The sequence below is a fragment of the Dehalococcoidia bacterium genome (assembly GCA_041649635.1).
GTDB lineage: Bacteria > Chloroflexota > Dehalococcoidia > E44-bin15 > E44-bin15 > JAYEHL01.
Genome location: JBAZMV010000005.1, coordinates 68,911 through 84,663, shown reverse-complemented (window position 1 = coordinate 84,663; position 15,753 = coordinate 68,911). Strand labels below are relative to the sequence as shown.

General features: G+C 54.1%; 17 protein-coding genes. 16 read left to right on the top strand and 1 reads right to left on the bottom strand.

The genetic code is table 11. The features are described from left to right. Positions 1-128: 128 nt before the first annotated feature. The 16 genes from WC562_08085 (at position 129) to folE (ending at position 14,091) form a co-directional block, all read left to right on the top strand. Complete coding sequence (locus tag WC562_08085; protein ID MFA5056113.1) at positions 129-638, top strand: MarR family transcriptional regulator; 510 nt, start codon at positions 129-131, stop codon at positions 636-638. A gap of 15 nt (positions 639-653) precedes the next feature. Then, complete coding sequence (locus tag WC562_08080; protein MFA5056112.1) at positions 654-3,257, top strand: hydrophobe/amphiphile efflux-3 (HAE3) family transporter; 2,604 nt, start codon at positions 654-656, stop codon at positions 3,255-3,257. Positions 3,258-3,371: 114 nt separating this feature from the next. Continuing rightward, a complete protein-coding gene (locus tag WC562_08075; protein MFA5056111.1) occupies positions 3,372-3,584 on the top strand; it encodes a hypothetical protein in 213 nt (70 codons plus the stop codon). Positions 3,585-3,643: 59 nt separating this feature from the next. Further along, complete coding sequence (locus WC562_08070) at positions 3,644-4,351, top strand: ComF family protein (protein MFA5056110.1); 708 nt, start codon at positions 3,644-3,646, stop codon at positions 4,349-4,351. 155 nt (positions 4,352-4,506) lie between these two features. Next, positions 4,507-5,775 (top strand): serine hydroxymethyltransferase, encoded by a 1,269-nt coding sequence (gene glyA / locus WC562_08065; protein MFA5056109.1) that lies wholly within the window; start codon positions 4,507-4,509, stop codon positions 5,773-5,775. Positions 5,776-5,842: 67 nt separating this feature from the next. After that, entirely contained in the window at positions 5,843-6,130 is a 288-nt protein-coding gene (rpsF, locus tag WC562_08060) for a 30S ribosomal protein S6 (GenBank protein ID MFA5056108.1), read from the top strand. A gap of 15 nt (positions 6,131-6,145) precedes the next feature. Beyond that, positions 6,146-6,547 carry a single-stranded DNA-binding protein gene (gene ssb / locus WC562_08055; protein MFA5056107.1) on the top strand — a complete coding sequence of 134 codons (402 nt, stop codon included), beginning with the start codon at positions 6,146-6,148 and terminating at the stop codon, positions 6,545-6,547. Between the two features lie 22 nt (positions 6,548-6,569). After that, on the top strand, positions 6,570-6,890 hold the full coding sequence (gene rpsR, locus WC562_08050) for a 30S ribosomal protein S18 (protein ID MFA5056106.1): 321 nt from the start codon (positions 6,570-6,572) through the stop codon (positions 6,888-6,890). A gap of 88 nt (positions 6,891-6,978) precedes the next feature. Then, positions 6,979-7,959: a peptidylprolyl isomerase gene (locus WC562_08045; GenBank protein ID MFA5056105.1), complete on the top strand. Its 981-nt coding sequence runs from the start codon at positions 6,979-6,981 to the stop codon at positions 7,957-7,959. A gap of 15 nt (positions 7,960-7,974) precedes the next feature. Further along, a complete protein-coding gene (locus WC562_08040) occupies positions 7,975-9,273 on the top strand; it encodes a homoserine dehydrogenase (GenBank protein MFA5056104.1) in 1,299 nt (432 codons plus the stop codon). 60 nt (positions 9,274-9,333) lie between these two features. Next, positions 9,334-9,972 carry a hypothetical protein gene (locus tag WC562_08035; GenBank protein MFA5056103.1) on the top strand — a complete coding sequence of 213 codons (639 nt, stop codon included), beginning with the start codon at positions 9,334-9,336 and terminating at the stop codon, positions 9,970-9,972. 2 nt (positions 9,973-9,974) lie between these two features. Next, positions 9,975-11,024 (top strand): threonine synthase, encoded by a 1,050-nt coding sequence (thrC, locus tag WC562_08030; protein MFA5056102.1) that lies wholly within the window; start codon positions 9,975-9,977, stop codon positions 11,022-11,024. 4 nt (positions 11,025-11,028) lie between these two features. Then, the gene (locus WC562_08025; GenBank protein MFA5056101.1) at positions 11,029-11,994 is read left to right on the top strand and encodes a diacylglycerol kinase family protein; all 966 of its coding nucleotides are present in this window, start codon (positions 11,029-11,031) and stop codon (positions 11,992-11,994) included. Beyond that, positions 11,994-12,950 (top strand): diacylglycerol kinase family protein, encoded by a 957-nt coding sequence (locus WC562_08020; GenBank protein ID MFA5056100.1) that lies wholly within the window; start codon positions 11,994-11,996, stop codon positions 12,948-12,950. The genes WC562_08025 and WC562_08020 overlap by 1 nt, the downstream gene beginning before the upstream one ends. Beyond that, positions 12,943-13,509 carry a flavin reductase family protein gene (locus WC562_08015; protein MFA5056099.1) on the top strand — a complete coding sequence of 189 codons (567 nt, stop codon included), beginning with the start codon at positions 12,943-12,945 and terminating at the stop codon, positions 13,507-13,509. Before WC562_08020 ends, WC562_08015 begins: the two co-directional genes overlap by 8 nt. 27 nt (positions 13,510-13,536) lie before the next feature. Further along, a complete protein-coding gene (gene folE, locus WC562_08010) occupies positions 13,537-14,091 on the top strand; it encodes a GTP cyclohydrolase I FolE (protein MFA5056098.1) in 555 nt (184 codons plus the stop codon). A gap of 36 nt (positions 14,092-14,127) precedes the next feature. On the opposite strand, the gene WC562_08005 is transcribed toward folE, so the two are convergent. Further along, a complete protein-coding gene (locus WC562_08005) occupies positions 14,128-15,747 on the bottom strand; it encodes an MDR family MFS transporter (GenBank protein ID MFA5056097.1) in 1,620 nt (539 codons plus the stop codon). Between the last annotated feature and the right edge of the window lie 6 nt (positions 15,748-15,753).

Here is a 15,753-nt window from a genome sequence, read left to right as displayed (position 1 = left end):
CCAACATATGGGGGACTATAGGGGGTTCGGTTATTGTTTCCCCCTTAAAAAGGGGGATTGCAGGGGGTTGACAAACACAATAATTTGGAATATATTTCCATTTAGAAATATTCCATATTGAAACATCCATGAAAAAACCCTCCAAAATAAATTCGGACAGTCAGATATCGTCGCTGGTGGCAAACGCTATCTGTGTTACCATGTCCCTGAAAAACCTCCTTGAGGAAGAACTGACGCTGCTGCAGAAATACTTCGACGAGATGAGGTCAACGGGCACAACGAACCATCTGCCGGAAGACGCCATGTTCTACAGCATGACAAGCGCCCTCTACGGAACACAAAACCTCACCATGGGAGAGCTTAGCAAGACCATCTCGGCGCCCATGTCCTCCACAACCAGAATGATGAACTGGCTCGTGGACAACGGCTATGCGCAAAGGCTGTCGGACCCGGACGACCGCAGGATCGTCAGAGTGGCCCTGACCGATGAAGGGCGCAAGCTTCACGAGTACATCGAGATCCATGTAATCAAGCGCGTAAGAGAAACCATGCAGCTGCTTACCGATAAGGAGCAATCAGCCATCATCCAGGTGTTCGACAAGCTGGCGCGCGTATTCAACCTGAATGAAACGAAATAACTGATGGAGTCATAGATGAAGCGAGCATTTAGAAAGCCATCGAGGATCATTTCGGCCGAACAGGCCTTTAGAAGCATGGGAAGGTTCATCGAAAGAAGACATCTGGTTTTCCTGATTCTGAGCCTTGTTCTTCTGGTGCCTACGGTCTTCGCGGCATACTATGGCGTCGAGATGAAAACCGGCTTCGACACTTTCGTTTCTTCAGATTCGCAGGCTTATAAGGACCTCAGCAGATACAACGAGTACTTCAGCAGCGATGCCATAGTGGTACTGATAACGGGAGATAACCTTATCCAATTGCTTGAGCCGGAGAACATCGCGGCCATGGACTTTATAGAAGAAAGCATGATCTCCGATAACTCAAGCCACTCTGTTGTAGGCCCGGTTTTCCTCCTGGAAATGGCCCATCTGCAGAGAGTGCTGTCGGGGGCGACTACTTCCATGGAGTTCCCCACGGATCCGGCCGAGCTTGCTGACATCATTAAAGACCCCGAGACGGGCGATGTCGCTTCGGAACTTACGCACGTATTCCCCGACGGCCAGCACGCCCTCATCTCAATCCTGCTCGACGGGTCGCTGACCCAGGATGAGCAGGGCGACATGGTACGCAAGGTGGAGGACCTGGCAGCCTCGGCGGGCTTCAACGATGACGTGAGCGTGATCGTCAGCGGCAATTGCGCCGTATACGCCAGTATCGGGGACCTGATGGTAGAGGATATGCTCAATATGCTCATCGTATCTGTAATATTGATGCTCCTCATCCTGGCGCTCATATTCAATGTGCGCGGCTTCTTCGCCTGGCGCTGGCTGCCTCTGGGAGTTGTGGCGCTGGCCATCATCTACACCTTCGGGATCATGGGCATACTCAGCATACCACTGACCATGGTCACCATGGCCGCCTTCCCTATCCTGCTGGGACTGGGCGTAGACTACGCCATCCAGTTCCATAACCGCTACGACGAGGAATCGAAGAAAGGCAGTACGGTTGCCGGCGCCATAACGGAGTCCGTCACGCATATCGGACCGGCTATCGGCATCGCCATAGTAGCGGGATGCCTGGGTTTCGCCGCCCTCTTCTTCTCGCCTATTCCCATGATACAGGGGTTCGGCTTTACGCTGATATTGGGAGTGATCATATGCTATATCCTCTCAGTGTTCCTTCTGCTTTCCGCGCTTTACCGGCGCGACCGGCTGGCCGACACCAAACCAGCCAACAATCGCCGTATCAAATGGACGATAAAACCCAAGAACAAATTCACGCTGGGGCCCGAGCTTGCCGCCGCCGTCCTCACCCTGAGCCTGGTCGGGTTCGGCATTGTATTCATCGCCTGCGATATCTCTTTCGGCAACCTCGGATTCGCCGTCGGCATCGGCATCACCGTATTCGGCATTTTGGCCTCGGCCATAAGCCTTGGTATAGAGCTGCACCGCGAACGTCTGGGCATCGCGCTCCCGCAAAAGACCAGAGAGAAACCCAGACATATCGTGGACAGCGGGCTCGACCGCCTGGCACCATGGGTCGTAAAACACCCGTTGATCATCATACCCATAGCGCTCGCGCTAACCGTGGCCGGACTCGTCGCCGATCCTTACATCGAAACCGAGGCCGACGAAATGAATATGATCTCCCAGGAGACACAGGTGATCAAGGACCTCCGCGAGGTAGAAAGCGTGGTCGAAGGCCTGGAATTCCTTAGTCTCCTTATAGAAGCCGAAGATGTAACCGACCCTCAAATAGTGAACTGGGTGCTGGAACTGCAGGACCGCATCGAGGCCGAAAACGGCGACCTGGTGAGCGGCACCGAAAGCTATGCCAGCGCTATGATGCAACTGGTCAATGTAATGAACCTTTCGGTGCCGCAGACGGCTGAAGAGACCAAGGACACCCTCCAGGGGCTGCCAACCCAGTTACGGGCCAATCTGCTCACCGAGGATTACACTCGATCCAACTTAATGGTCACCATCGGGAAGATCAGCGGCCCGCAGGTGCGCGATCTTGAAACGGCATTAAATGAATATGCTTCTCAACATCCGGAGGGGGTTACGGTCACCGTAACGGGGTGGCCTATCATGATGCGGATACTCGGTGACGGCCTCAGCGGGGGCCGGGTAGAGATGACTCTCATCGGCATCGCCCTCATCTTCGTCGGATTGTTGTTACTCTTCAGGTTTAACATCTTAAAAGTATTTATGGCCATACTCCCGGTAGCCCTCATCATCGGCTGGTCCAGCGGCGTGATGTGGCTCGGCGACATCAAGTATACGCCCGCCACCGCCGCTATGGGCGCATTGATCATAGGAATCGGCACCGAGTTCACCATACTGCTGATGATGCGCTATTACGAGGAACGCGAAAAGGGCGAAAACCCCGTGGAGGCCATGAAAATCGCCATTACCAGGATCGGGCGCGCCATAATCGCATCGGGCTTGACGGTTATCGGCGGCTTCGCCGCGCTGCTGATAGCGCAGAACTTCCCGGTGCTGCGCTCCTTCGGCCTTATCACGGTAATAGACGTGTTCTTCGCCCTCGTGAGCACATTGATCGTACTACCGGCGCTCATAGTCTGGATCGACTCGTGGAGGGAGAGGCGACGCATAGCCAGACAGGGGTCGCCCTAACTGAAGCATGCTATCGACGGCACACTACACCAGAATCATAAATAAAAACCTCGGGTTGTCAATAACAGGCCGAGGGTGTATACTACATACCGATATCAGGATGGGAGGTTCGTGTTGGACAGTAATTCATTCCCCAAGTGTCTCAAATGCAACGTCGGAGATCTAGTACCGCTATCAGACTTTGGCAGCCAGGGAGCGCCGATTCATTATAAAGCGTGGGTTTGTACTAACCCCGATTGCGGATTCAACCTTAAGATCAGGAACGGCGATCTATATATCAACGAGCCCATCGTCAGCGGCGTTGGACACAGCGCCAAGATACGTTAATCATACGGGCTTACTATTACGCCTACTCGATAAACTGAAAAGGCAGGCTCACAAGCGAGGTGAACCTGGATAGTTTATTTAACTTATTTAAACATAGAACGCTCGATTTTCTGTTCCCTCCTCGCTGCGTAGGCTGCGGCAAGGGGGGTTCTCTTTTATGCCGTAAATGCCGGGCCGCCCTTATCTACCTCCAGCCGCCGCTGTGCCGAAGATGCAGCTTACCGATATCGGAAGGAACTATCTGCCGCAAATGCCGGCTGGAGGACTGGGAACTGGACGGCGTGTACTCGATTTTTGAATACGGCGGGGTCATCCGCCAAGCCATCATAAATCTTAAATATCACAACATCAAAACGCTCGCGGTTCCGCTGTCCCGCTTCTTGAAGGAATATCTGAGCGAACATCGCCTGTCCTTTGATATCATCATCCCGGTCCCGATACATAAGCGAAGGCTGCGGGAGCGGGGCTATAACCAGACGGCGCTGCTGGCCCGGAGGCTAAGCCGCATGTCCCGAATACCGCTTATGGAAGGAGCCCTTGTCCGCACCAGGCATACCCCTTCCCAGGCCAAATCCGAAAGCGTTGAACAGCGCAAAGAGAATATCAGAAACGCTTTTGAATGCGTCAGCTGGAGCGTATCGGGCAAACACATCCTTCTAATCGACGACGTATGCACATCCGGCGCTACTCTTAACTCATGCGCCGCTTCATTGAAATCGGCCGGAGCGGCATCGGTCTGGGGCCTCACGCTCGCCAAGGAAATCTAACACTGACTAGAAAAGCTGACACCGCAACAACGCGTTCGACACCAGCAGCTGCGGACAACGTCCGACCATTGACAGGAAACAGGCTGTGAAGTAAACTTACTACCGCCACAGTATTTCGTGGCCTTCTTTGTTTAATTTAACCCGTAAGGACAGTCATGGATAAAGCTAAGAAATATCTCAATGGTACAGAGCTAGAAAAGAACGACCCCGAGGTGTGCTCGGCGATACGCCGCGAGTCGGAACGCCAGACGCGCAACCTGGAGTTCATCGCTTCCGAGAACCACGCCTCTAAAGCCGTGCTCGAAGCAGCCGGGACCGTGCTGACCGATAAATATGCGGAAGGCTATCCGGGGAAACGCTACTACGGCGGCTGTGAAGCGGTCGACATAGCCGAGAACCTGGCTCGGGAACGTGCCTTAAAGTTGTTCAAAGCCGAGCATGCCAATGTCCAACCCCACAGCGGCTCACAGGCGAACATGGCATCGTACTTCGCCCTGCTTAATCCAAAAGATACGATCCTGGCGATGAGTCTGGCTCACGGCGGCCATCTGACGCACGGCAGCCCGGTAAACTTCTCGGGCAAGATATACAACTTCGTCAGCTACGGCGTCAGTCGGACAACGGAATGCATCGATTACGACGAGGTCGAGAAGCTGGCAAAGGAACACCGTCCCAAGCTCATCGTTGCAGGCGCCAGCGCATACCCCAGGATTATCGACTTCCAGCGCTTCCGCCAGATAGCCGACCTGGTGGAAGCCAAGCTGATGGTGGACATGGCCCACATCGCGGGACTGATAGCGGCCGGCGTACATCCTTCGCCTGTGCCCTATTCCGAGATAGTCACCTCAACCACTCACAAGACTCTGCGCGGGCCACGCGGCGGTTTTATACTGTGCCGGCAGCCATTCTCCGAGAAAATAGATAAGTCGGTGGATCCCGGCACTCAGGGCGGGCCGCTGCTGCATATCATCGCAGCCAAGGCCGTGTGCTTCGGCGAGGCGCTGAAGCCCGATTTCATCGCATATCAAAAAGCCATTGTAGAGAATGCGAAGGTGATGGCTGACGAGTTTAAGAAAGGCGGGCTGAGGCTCGTTTCGGGCGGAACCGACAACCACCTGATGCTCGTCGATCTGACGCCGATAAACATCACCGGCAGGGAGGCCGAGGAAGCGCTCGATTCCGTCAGGATAACGGTTAACCGCAACGCCATCCCCTTCGACACCAAACCGCCACGGGTAGCGAGCGGCATAAGGATCGGCACGCCGGCCGTGACCAGCCGCGGGCTCGACGCGTCCACGGTTAGTAAAGTAGCAAAACTCATTATAAGGGTATTGACCAACATAGGGGACGAGAACGTTTATAAAGAAGTGCGCGATGCCGTGGACGATATCACCAGCCGATACCCGGTGCCCGGCCTCGATTAGTTGTGGCTCATAATCTTTTCATGCTATAATCCAATGCATTGAGGCGATAAATCTGGAGGTAATTGTATTGCACGACTACGAACTTGTTGTGATCGTCAATCCGTCAGTTGCAGATGACGACGTCCCTGCAACGTTAGAGAAGCTGAAGACATTCGTAACCGACCGCGGCGGCACCGTTGCCGAAGTCAATCAGTGGGGACGGAAGAAATTGGCATACACTATTAAGAAATGTACCGAGGGTAATTACGCCCTCATTAAATGTAGTTTCGACCCCAAGCTGGCCACCGAGCTGGAAGCAAGCCTGAAACTTATGGATGACATCATACGGCACATGCTGGTTAGATTAGACGCTTAAGGGGAGAAGTGAATAATGGCAAGCCTTAACAAGGTCATGATTATCGGAAACCTCGGCACAGATCCCGAGATGCGATTCACCCCCGGCGGACAGCCCGTAACATCCTTTCGTATGGCCAGTTCTCGGACGTTCACTACACCCGAAGGCGAGAGAAAGCAGGAGACGGAGTGGTTCACCGTCGTGGCCTGGAGCAAGCTTGCCGAGCTTTGTAACCAGTTCCTAGCCAAGGGCCGCATGGCATATGTTGAGGGAAGACTCAAGACAAGATCCTGGGAGGACAAGGAAGGAATCAAGCGGTTCAGCACCGAGGTAATAGCCAACCAGGTCATATTCCTAGACCGCGCCGGAGCGGCGCCGCTTCCGGATGAGGCTGTGGATGGCGGGGAGGAAGTGCCTCCGGAAGAACTGCCGTTTTAAGTAATTTAGGAAGGAATAAAAAATGCCGGGAAGGAAGCCTAGTAGACCAGCATCGAAAAATAAAGGGAGGGACACAAGGGGCAGGTCCCGTAAATTCGTACCCAAGCGCAAGGTCTGTACGTTCTGCGCTAACCATATCAGTGTTATAGATTACAAGGATGTGGCCATGCTCCAGCGCTACATTTCAGACCGCGGCAAGATAGAGCCCAGGCGCCGCACGGGCACATGCGCCAGACATCAGCGCACATTAGCGGAATCGATAAAGCGGGCAAGACACATCGCCTTGCTGCCGTTCACTCCTGAACACATTCGCGATTCAGGTAGAGTAGGACTGCGGGATTAGATAATTCCGCAAAGCTATTTAGCTCACTAGTGAATTTCAAGACCGCCTTGACCGTAATCAGTGAATCCTTGTAGGAATTTGCAGGACGATGGCAAAAAAAGGAAAAAACCAGCAAAAACAGGCCGTATCCAAACATGTAACCACGCGTCGCGTAGCGCGCTGGCAACGGGAGAAGCGCAGGCAGCGGATCACGTTCTTATCGGGCGTCGTCATAATTGTGGCAGTGCTTGGAATTATCGTAGGCGGCTTCGTGGCCACCCGCTCCAGCGACTGGTTGAGCAAAGTTGAAACTGATTCCGGCACTGTAGCCATCAAGAAAGCGGACTATGCGGACGAATTGAAGCTCCTCTTTGCAGTTGGCGCATACAATTCTTCAACAATTACTAGCGAAGCCCCGCTAATCAATATTGAAAGAAACATATTAATCGAAGATAGCGCTAAATCGTTTGGGCTTACTGTATCCGACGCCGAAGTCACTGATACTATACGTTCTATGTTTCAAACAGATAACGAGTCTATAACCGACACCAATTTTCAAGAGCAATACCAGGACATGATTAACAACATGGGCCTCTCCGATCAGGAATTTCGTAAATTTGTAAAGGGCGACTTGCTCAAGCAAGATCTGCTCTTATATTACATAGACCAGATTCCAGAATCAGGCGAACAGGTGGCCGCGGAAACTTTCTTTCTCTCTAACGAAAGCAATGCTTACGAAGTAACTCAGCTTTGGCGTGATGGAAATGATTTTGAGACGCTTGCGGAGATGTATAGTAATACAGGTAGCTCCGGATGGTTGATCAAAGGATTTATGGAGGAAGAATTCGATAGTGTTGCGTTTTCCATAGAAATCGGCAACATAAGCGACCCGTTTCCCTACGGGACGGGATACTATGTTATCAAAGTACTGGACCGCAAAGACGGCCCTATAGACGAGACCCTGCGCCAGCAGTCCGGAAGCGCCGAGTTAGATAAATGGTTTTATCAAGCCTACGCGGACAAGGTGGAACGCAATCTTAAACTAGACCTGGCGGAAGTATACGCTTGGGCCGTCGAACAGTTGCAGTAACGGAGGACGCTGAGAGTGAGTAAGAAGGGCGTCATCGGCATAGGCATCCTCGGATACGGAGTCATAGGCAGCGGCGTGGCCAGGGTGTTGCTTGAGAAGGCCGGGGCGCTTTCATCACAGGCGAGATGCAAGCTCGAAATCGTACGCATCCTGGAAAAAGACTCCGCCAAGATAAAAGCCTCCAAGCTCGATAAGACCCTGTTTACACAGAAATCATCCGACATACTCAACGACAAGAACATCGACATCGTCATCGAAGTCCTGGGCGGAGAACATCCCGCCGCAGAATTCATTAAGAAAGCACTAGGCAAGGGAAAACACGTCGTCACCTCTAACAAAGAGGTCATGGCAAAGCACTTTCCCGAGTTTCTAAAGCTGGCACAGGAGAACGGCGTCGATATCATGTATGAAGCGACGGTCGGCGGCGGCATACCGCTGATAGCGCCCTTCAAGCAGGACCTGCTGGCCAATGATATATCCGCGCTACACTGCATCATCAACGGCACTACAAACTATATTCTGACGCGAATGTCCTCCGAACAGATCGATTTCAACACGGCGTTGAAGCAGGCGCAGAAGCTGGGCTACGCAGAGCCTAATCCTAAGAATGACGTGGAGGGCATAGATGCCGCCTATAAGCTCACTATACTGGCAACGCTGGCATTCCACGTAAAGATAAAACCGGAAGACATCTATCATGAAGGAATCTCGCGCCTGACGGCTCGCGATTTCCGTTACGCCAACGAGCTGGGCTATGAAATCAAGCTCCTTGCAATAGCCAAGGAACAGAAGGGCTCGATCGAAGTTCGGGTACACCCCGTGTTCCTGCCTCAAGACCTCTTGCTTGCCAGCGTCGACGGGGTTTACAACGCCGTGCAGGTGGAGGGGGACCTGGTGGGACGGGTGCTGTTCTACGGGCGGGGCGCCGGCGCCGCTCCTACCTCAAGCGCCATACTCGCCGATGTCATCGATGTGGCACAGCGCATCAACAGGGGCATCAGCCTGACGCCGACTTTGCGCCTCGATCCGAAAAAGCGGGGCAAACCGATGTCTGCAATAACGACGCGTTACTACCTCAGGATGAACGCCGTGGACAGGCCCGGCGTGCTGGCGAAAATATCAAAGGCGCTGGCTGATGAAGAAGTGAGCATTTCGTCGGTGATCCAGAAGGAAAGCGACGTCTCCAAGAAGGCCGCCGAGATAGTTCTCATGACCTATCCGGCAAATGAGCAGGCCATGCAGAAAGCAATGGCCAAGATATCACGCCTCGACGTGATTAAAGAGATCTCCAATTTCATCAGGGTCGAAGATTAGACTATAGAACATCGGGAGGCCCGCAAGGAACTATCAACTCCCGGCTTCGGCTGTATGCAAATGGACGAAATTAAATCCGTCAAACCACAAGACACTCGCATACTATTCGGCTATAAGGGCCGGGACTATAAATTCGCGAGCTTTATCGCCGACAGCGCGGATAACTCGTTATACTTCCGACTTTTCAGGAAGATTGCGGCATCGGACGGCGATTCGACCGAGGAACGCGATATCATACGCATACATTTGCCCGAGGCAGAACCTGAATCGTTCGAAGGAGGAAAGCTGTCCGTCATCGATGAAGGGTTGACTCAATCGAAAATCATCAAGCGCACGCGGCACTCCGCGCACGGCGACCCGTCGCTTCAGTCCAGATCAAATATCACAATCCTGTCGATAGCCCCCGAGCATCCGTCCGGGATGGTCGAGATATCCGGCTGCGATGAGCGGGATATCCGCCTCGCCCTGCAAGGCGACGCGCAGCCATTTGTGGTAAACTTCATCTTACACAGGAAAATTTCCGGAGAGATGCCTCTGGCGGATAAGAACGACCTGATGGGCGGGCAATTTATGCAGTGCAAATTCGAGGACATGGATTTCGACCTTCTCATAGCGCTCTCGAAGATACACTCCGACACAGAGGATGAGAGGGTAAACTGGCCGCCGCACTCGGTGGTATTGAAAAGAATAGGACGATAGAAATGAAACAAGGCGTTTTAGAGAGATACCGCGAATATCTGCCGATAAGCGATAAGACCCCCATGCTGACCCTCGGCGAGGGTGATACCCCCCTGGTGCGCTCACGCTCGATAGAGAAGAGGTTCGGTTGCAAGCTCTACTTTAAACTTGAGGGCTGCAACCCGACAGGCTCGTTCAAGGACCGCGGCATGGTCATGGCCGTGGCCAAGGCCGTCGAGGAGAAGAGCAAGGCCATCATCTGCGCTTCGACAGGAAATACCAGCGCATCGGCGGCTGCCTTCGGCGCCAGGTTCGGATTGAAGACAATCGTCATCATCCCGGAAGGCAAAATAGCGCTGGGCAAGCTGGCCCAGGCCCTGATATACGGCGCTAAGCTCCTCGCGATAGACGGGAACTTCGACCAGGCGCTCAAGATAGTAATGGACCTCAGCAAGAAACACCCTATTACGCTGGTGAACTCCGTAAACCCGTTCCGCATCGAGGGGCAGAAGACCGGTTCGTTCGAGATTATCGACACGCTGGGAGACGCTCCCGATTACCATTTCATCCCCGTCGGAAACGCCGGAAACATCACCGCCTACTGGAAGGGATATAAAGAATACTACGACGCCGGTAAATCGACAAGGAAGCCAAAAATGATGGGATTCCAGGCAGCAGGGGCCGCTCCTATCGTTCAGAATAAAATCGTAGAAAAACCGGAGACGATAGCGACCGCGATCCGCATAGGCAACCCCGCAAGCTGGAAGGGGGCTACTAACGCAAGGGATGACTCCGGTGGTATAATTGACGCAGTAACCGATGACGAGATACTCGCCGCCTACCGAATCCTGGCGCAGGAGGAGGGCGTTTTCGGGGAGCCGGCATCCGCGGCATCCATAGCCGGCCTGCTGAAGGCAACGCAAGGCGGCCTGAGCTTAAAAGGTAAAACGGCGGTAGCCATCATCACAGGCAGCGGGCTTAAAGACCCGGACACGGCCATCAAGTGCGCCGAGCCGCCGAAACCGGTGCCGGCGGATATGGTTGCCATCGAGCAAGCCCTTGGGCTGGGGTAATACAATGTATTACGCTAAGGTCATCGTGAATCCGATGTCGCGGGGCGGGGCCGCGGGCAAAACGTGGCCCATTCTCAACACGCTGCTCAGAACCACAGGCCTTCCCTTCGATTATGAATTTATGCAGGGCCAGGGACACGGCATTGCGCTTTCCAAAGAAGCTGTTGAAAAAGGATATAATCTCGTGATCGCCGTGGGCGGAGACGGAACGGTGAACGAGGTCGTCAACGGCCTGATGGATGAAAACGGCGGATGCAGGGCTGCTCTTGGTATTATCTCCGCAGGCACGCAGAACGATATCGCCCACATGCTGGGCATCCCAAGGGACTATCTGAGGGCGTGCCAGCTCTTCAGGAACTTCAAGACGGTCAAGATCGACATCGGGGCCGTGGAATGCACCTATAACAACGAGGTAAGACGGCGTTACTACATCAGCACGGCGGGCATCGGGTTCGTTACCGATGTAATCGAAGGCTCTATATCCCACACCAGGCTCAAGGTCCTCGGCGGCGGCATACCTTACGCCATAGGCGTCATACCCAAGGCGCTGGAATACCGTAACAAGGACGTATTGATCTGCATCGACGGCGAAAAGAGGGAGGAGCGCTACTTCAGCGTCGTCGTCAACAACGGACGCTACCTCGGCGGCGGGAGGGCCTTCCCCGGCGCAACGCCGTACGACGGTCTGCTGGATGTAGCCGTAATCGGCGACATCAGCAAGGTGGAAGCCCTGCTGAACTTCCCGCTGTTCTTTACCGGCACATACTACGACCCGCAGAAGATCAAACTGCACAAGGCGCGAAACGTCATCGTCGATTCCCCGCAGAGGCTGCCCATACAGATCGACGGCGAGATAGTCGGACTGACTCCGGCGGTATTCCGGGTGATTCCATCCGCACTGGAGGTCGCGATCAGAGTACACTCTCCTCAGAAGAAATCCCAAATGGAAACGACCCCGGGAATATCCTGATGGCCGACGCGCAGCACCACGCCGGAGCCGTTCACACCCCTCGCACAAAGGTAGTAGTTAACCCCGCCGCCAGGGGAGGCAGAACCGCCCGTCAATGGCCCGAAATAAGCGAGCAGCTAAAAAGAAACGACATCCATTTCGACTCCTCTTTTACGGAAGGGCCGGGGCACGGCATCGACCTGGCGAAAGAGGCGGTGAACGCCGGGTATGAAACGGTCGTAGCGGTCGGCGGCGACGGCACGGTGAACGAGGTGGTTAACGGAATCGTCAATAACGACGGCAAGGGCATGGCGACGCTCGGTATCATCTGCACCGGCACCGGCCGGGACTGCATCAGAAGCCTGAATATCCCGGCTGACTTGAGCAAGGCCTGTCAGTTAATCGCCGAACGCAGCAGCGTCGACACAGACTTAGGTGTTGCTGAATATGTGAACGACTCGTATAGAAATAGTCGATTCTACATCAATACAGCGTCTCTCGGTTTCGCTTCCGCCGTAGCCGAGCGCACCAAGCGTTTCAAGAGTATGGGAGGAACAATCCCGTTCCTGCTGGCTTTCGCGACAGTATTCGCTTCATACAAAGCTAAAAATGTTGCCTTCGATATCGACGGACGTATAAAGCAGGAGCGGCAACTGCTAATCGTAATAAACAACGGACGTTACTTCGGCGGCGGAATGAAGATCACTCCCGATGCCGACCCCCGCGACGGGCTGCTGGACATAGTCACCGTAAGAGACGTGAATAAACTGAGGCTGCTGTACAACTTCCCCAGACTATACAAGGGGACACATACGACCCATCCCATGGTCGACGTCTACAAAGCAAAACGTGTCGATGTACAGACATCCGGGAAGTTGCTCCTGCAACTCGACGGGGAGGTTGTGGGAGAATCCCCCGCCAGTTTTAGTATAATACCATCAGCGCTGAGGGTGATAACGGGAGGTCTCAATGGTTAAATCCAATATACCGGGGTGTGGAAATTTCTATCATCATTACCCGAGCCACGCAGCCGTAATAACAGCACAGTTCGAGGGTAAGAAGGGGATTATGGCCGCCGCATGGCACTCCCCGATATCACACACCCCGCCGCTGTTCGGCGTCTCGCTGGCGCCCAAGCGCTACACGTACAAACTCATCGAAAAAGCGAAGGAGTTCGCCATAAATTTCTTATCATTCGACAAGGCGGAGCTGTTAGTATCGGTGGGCAGCGTATCCGGAGCCGAAGTCGATAAGTACAAGAGGTTCGATATCAAAACGGAGGAACCGATCAAGACGACTGCGCCGATAATTAGTGACGCCTACGCCGCGTACGAATGCCGCTTAATCGACAGTCGTAAGTACGGCGACCACATCTGGTTGGTTGGAGAGATAGTCGCCACTCATTTCGATAAAGCGCTCTTCAACGAAGATGAAACCGTTGACCTGGACCACGTCTCGCCCGTACTCTATATGGGAGCCGATAGATACACCATTCCATCGAATGCCGACATTAAGATGATAGAGCGCAGTAAGTAAAACGAAACGATACGAGGAGCACCGGACATGATCGATCAGGATAAGATTAAAAAGGCTGTTCATGATATATTGGTCGCCATCGGCGAGGACCCATCCCGCGAAGGCATCAGGGAGACCCCCCGGCGCATCGCCGAGATGTACGCCGAGGTCTTCCGCGGCATGACTGAGGATCCCAGGGAGGTGCTCAGTGTCGGCTTTGAAGAGGGACACCACGAGATGGTCATCCTCAAAGACATTCCGTTCTATTCCATGTGCGAACACCACCTGCTTCCATTCTACGGTATGGCCCACATCGGTTATATACCAAAGGGGCGCGTAGTTGGCGCATCAAAGCTGGGCCGCGTCGTGGAGATAATTGCGAAGAGGCCCCAGCTTCAGGAGCGTCTCACGACACAGATAGCCGACTCGATCGTCGAAGCGCTGCAGCCGCAGGGCGTAGCGGTAGTTATCGAGGCCGAGCACATGTGCATGACGATGCGCGGGGTGAAGAAGCCTGGTTCTAACATCGTAACGTCGGCGATGAGGGGGATATTCCGTTCCAACGCCGTGACGCGGTCGGAGTTCCTGTCGCTGATAAAATAGCTATGTAATGCGACGACGCCCCCGATATCCTCACTGTCACAGATGCTTTCGCAGCGGAATCTCTTTGATGAAGAAGTTGACGACAAATGCTGCCCCGACCACGCAGAAGCCTACGAAAAATACCTCGGTAATACCCGAGTTTAAAGCTTCTCGCAATGTAGTCATCAATTGATCCAGTAGAGCCATCCCCTGATCGCCGAGAGACTGAAACGCCTTGGTAAGCTCTTCCAGCGCCTCCGGGCTCACCAGCGCCTGTGGGTTGTCCACTATCGAGTCCAGGCTTCCCGGCGGCATGACCGACTCAACACCCTGCGGCAATCCGCCGAGAAACTCGGAAGCGAAACGGTTATTAAGTATCGATCCGGCCACCGCCAGCCCCAGCACGCCGCCGATGGAGCGAAAGAACTGATTACTTGCAGTGGCCACTCCCATTATCCTGTAAGGCACAGCGTTCTGCACCGCTATAGTGTAGACCGGCATGGTAACGCCCAGCCCGAAGCCCGTGATTATGATAAAGAACACCGCCGTTGCATGAGTTGTACCGGTCGTCATACATGAAAGCAGATACATCCCGGCGGCCATCACTCCGATGCCGAACAGTCCCTGCCAGCGATAGTGCCCGCCGGCGCGCGACAGCATCTGGCCCGATATAACACCTCCGGCCACCATTCCCAGCATCATCGGGGTCAGGAAGCTGCCGCTGGCCGTAGCCGAAGAGCCCAGCACGCCCTGGAAATACAACGGGATGAAAACAATGGAGGCGAACATGCCGAATCCGAGAAAGAATGTAACGATGGATGATACACCTACTATCCGATTGCGGAATATCCACAGCGGCAATATGGGCTCCGCTGCATAGCTTTCGATAATCACGAACGCCAGGAACATGAAAGCCGAGAAAACGAACATGCCGAGAATCTGCGGCGAAAGCCAATCGTACTCGACGCCGGCCCAGCTCAGCGCCAGTAGCAGAGGCACGACGGTGAGTATCAGCGCCAGCATGCCGGCGTAGTCGATCCTGCGTTTCGTTACCTGAGGCCTTACATGCGGGAAGAAGAAGATGAAGAGCAGTATTATCAGTATGCCGAATGGGATATTGATATAGAATACCCAGCGCCACGACAGGTTGTCGGTGATGAAGCCTCCCAGCGTAGGCCCGATAACGGATGAAAGGCCGAACACCGCCGACATGAAACCGGCGTACTTGCCGCGCTCCGAAGGAGGGAACAGATCGCCGATAGTGATGAATGCCAGCCCCATGATGGCTCCCGCGCCGATGCCCTGAAACGCACGGAACCCGATGAGCTGAGCCATGTCCTGGCTAGCGCCGCACATCGCCGAGCCCGCCAGGAAGATTACGATGCCGACGACGAGGAACCACTTGCGCCCATATATATCGCTGAGCTTGCCGGCGATGAGCACTGTAACGGTAGCGGCTATCATGTAGGCAGTGACTACCCATGTGTACTGGGTGAATCCGCCGAGGTCGACGACGATGCGCGGTATAGCCGTACCGACTATGGTCTGGTCGAGCGATGACAGGAACATGGCCAGCATGATGCCGGCCATAGTGAGTACCACCTGCCGTTTCGGCATATCGCGATGTCCCGCACTCTTATTATCTCTATTAATGGTGCTCTCTTCTGCTTTCTTCATCCGACA

Excerpts from the sequence above, each read along its gene's own strand:
- thrC (MFA5056102.1), top strand. The coding sequence starts at position 9,975 with ATGAAACAAGGCGTTTTAGAGAGATACCGCGAATATCTGCCGATAAGC.
- WC562_08020 (MFA5056100.1), top strand. The coding sequence starts at position 11,994 with ATGGCCGACGCGCAGCACCACGCCGGAGCCGTTCACACCCCTCGCACA.
- ssb (MFA5056107.1), top strand. The coding sequence starts at position 6,146 with ATGGCAAGCCTTAACAAGGTCATGATTATCGGAAACCTCGGCACAGAT.
- WC562_08080 (MFA5056112.1), top strand. The coding sequence starts at position 654 with ATGAAGCGAGCATTTAGAAAGCCATCGAGGATCATTTCGGCCGAACAG.
- glyA (MFA5056109.1), top strand. The coding sequence starts at position 4,507 with ATGGATAAAGCTAAGAAATATCTCAATGGTACAGAGCTAGAAAAGAAC.
- WC562_08085 (MFA5056113.1), top strand. The coding sequence starts at position 129 with ATGAAAAAACCCTCCAAAATAAATTCGGACAGTCAGATATCGTCGCTG.
- WC562_08015 (MFA5056099.1), top strand. The coding sequence starts at position 12,943 with ATGGTTAAATCCAATATACCGGGGTGTGGAAATTTCTATCATCATTAC.
- rpsR (MFA5056106.1), top strand. The coding sequence starts at position 6,570 with ATGCCGGGAAGGAAGCCTAGTAGACCAGCATCGAAAAATAAAGGGAGG.
- WC562_08045 (MFA5056105.1), top strand. The coding sequence starts at position 6,979 with ATGGCAAAAAAAGGAAAAAACCAGCAAAAACAGGCCGTATCCAAACAT.
- WC562_08035 (MFA5056103.1), top strand. The coding sequence starts at position 9,334 with ATGGACGAAATTAAATCCGTCAAACCACAAGACACTCGCATACTATTC.
- WC562_08005 (MFA5056097.1), bottom strand. The coding sequence starts at position 15,747 with ATGAAGAAAGCAGAAGAGAGCACCATTAATAGAGATAATAAGAGTGCG.
- WC562_08025 (MFA5056101.1), top strand. The coding sequence starts at position 11,029 with ATGTATTACGCTAAGGTCATCGTGAATCCGATGTCGCGGGGCGGGGCC.
- folE (MFA5056098.1), top strand. The coding sequence starts at position 13,537 with ATGATCGATCAGGATAAGATTAAAAAGGCTGTTCATGATATATTGGTC.